Annotated in this window: 1 protein-coding gene; it reads left to right on the top strand. The window is 60.9% G+C overall.

Annotated features, from left to right (window positions below; all coding sequences use genetic code 11):
- The coding region (locus RE4_RS30525) for an amino acid adenylation domain-containing protein (protein WP_155717008.1) at positions 1–1885 on the top strand (1885 nt) is incomplete at both ends.

Here is a 1885-nt window from a genome sequence, read left to right as displayed (position 1 = left end):
TCGATCGTGGTGTGGATTCGACGTTGTCGGCGTGGTTCGATGATGCTGCTGCGCGGTTTGGTGATCGGACCGCGGTGCGGTTCGGTGGCGAGTCGTTGTCTTATGGTGAGTTGTCGGTTCGGGCGAATCGGTTGGCGCGCAGGTTGATTGCTCAGGGTTGTGGTCCGGAGTCGTTGGTGGCGGTGGCGTTGCCGCGGTCGGCGGATCTTGTGGTGGCGTTGTTGGCGGTGGTGAAGTCCGGTGCGGGGTATTTGCCGGTGGATCCGTCGTATCCGGCTGATCGTGTCGAGTTCATGTTGGCCGATGCTGCTCCGGTGGCTGCGATTTCGTGGTCCGGGCGTGAGTTGGTGTTGCCCGCTGGTTTGCCGGTGGTTGATATCGACGCGGTGGATGTGTCGGAGTTCGATGGTTCGGTGGTGACGGATGCGGATCGTGTTGCGCCGTTGCGGTCGTCGAATGTTGCGTATGTGATTTACACGTCGGGTTCGACGGGTCGCCCGAAGGGTGTGCAGGTTCCGCACTTCACGGTGGCGAAGTTGTTTGCGAATACCGAGAGTGTGTACGGGTTCGACGAGTCGGATGTGTGGACGATGTTCCACAGTTATGCGTTCGACTTCTCGGTGTGGGAGTTGTGGGGTCCGCTGTTGTACGGCGGCACGTTGGTCGTCGTGGACTATGTGACGTCGCGGTCGCCGGAGCAGTTCCTGGAGTTGCTTGCTGCTGAGCGGGTGACGGTGCTCAATCAGACGCCGTCGGCGTTCTATCAGTTGGCCGAGGCTGATCGGTTGGCGTCGGAATCCGGTCTGGCTGCCGAGTTGTCGTTGCGGTGGGTTGTTTTCGGTGGCGAGGCGCTCGAGCTTCGACGCTTGTCGGACTGGTATGGCCGCCGCGGTGACTCTGCGCCGACGTTGGTGAACATGTACGGCATCACGGAGACGACGGTGCATGTGAGCCATCGTGTGTTGGATGCTGCGATGGCGGCGGATGCGTCGGCGAGTGTTGTGGGTCAGGCTATTTCGGGTCTGCAGGTGTTCGTGCTCGATACGCGTTTGGCTCCGGTGCCGGTTGGTGTCGCGGGTGAGATGTATGTCTCGGGTGTGCAGTTGGCTCGGGGTTATCTGGGTCAGGCGGGGTTGACGTCGACGCGGTTTGTGGCGAGTCCTTTTGCTGCTGGTGAGGTGTTGTACCGCACGGGTGACGTGGCGTCGTGGAACAGTGCTGGTGATCTGGAGTATCTGGGTCGCGCGGATGATCAGGTGAAGATCCGTGGGTTCCGGATCGAGATCGGTGAGATCGAGTCTGCGGTGTTGGCGGATGTGTCGGTGGCGCAGACGGCGGTGGTTGTTCGTGAGGATTCTCCGGGTGATCAGCGGTTGGTGGCGTATGTGGTTTCGGCTGCGGGTGTGAGCGTTTCGGTCGACGATCTTCGGGTGTCGGTGGGTTCGTTGTTGCCGGAGTACATGGTGCCGTCGGCGTTTGTGGTGTTGGATTCGATTCCGTTGACGGTGAACGGGAAGTTGGATCGTCGGGCGTTGCCGGTTCCGTCGTTGCAGGTTGCGGTGTTCCGGGCTCCGACGTCGGTGGTGGAAGAGGTTGTGGCGCAGACGTTTGCGGATGTTCTGGGCGTTGAGCGTGTTGGTTTGGATGATGATTTCTTCGCGCTCGGTGGTAATTCGCTGATTGCGACGCAGGTGACGTCTCGGTTGGGTCAGGCGTTGGATGCTTCGGTTTCGGTGCGGGAGTTGTTCGAGGCGTCGACCGTTGAAGGGCTTGCTGCCCGACTCGGTTCTCATGTTGGTGGTGGTTCGCGTGCGGCGTTGACTGCGCAGGTGCGTCCGGCGCAGGTTCCGTTGTCGTTTGCGCAGCAGCGCATGTGGTTCCTCAA

Origin of the sequence: Rhodococcus erythropolis NBRC 15567 (assembly GCF_001552595.1) — a bacterium.
Lineage (GTDB): Bacteria > Actinomycetota > Actinomycetes > Mycobacteriales > Mycobacteriaceae > Rhodococcus_F > Rhodococcus_F erythropolis.
The sequence above is the reverse complement of the archived record's forward strand: the minus strand, read 5'-3'. Positions and strand labels throughout refer to the sequence as shown.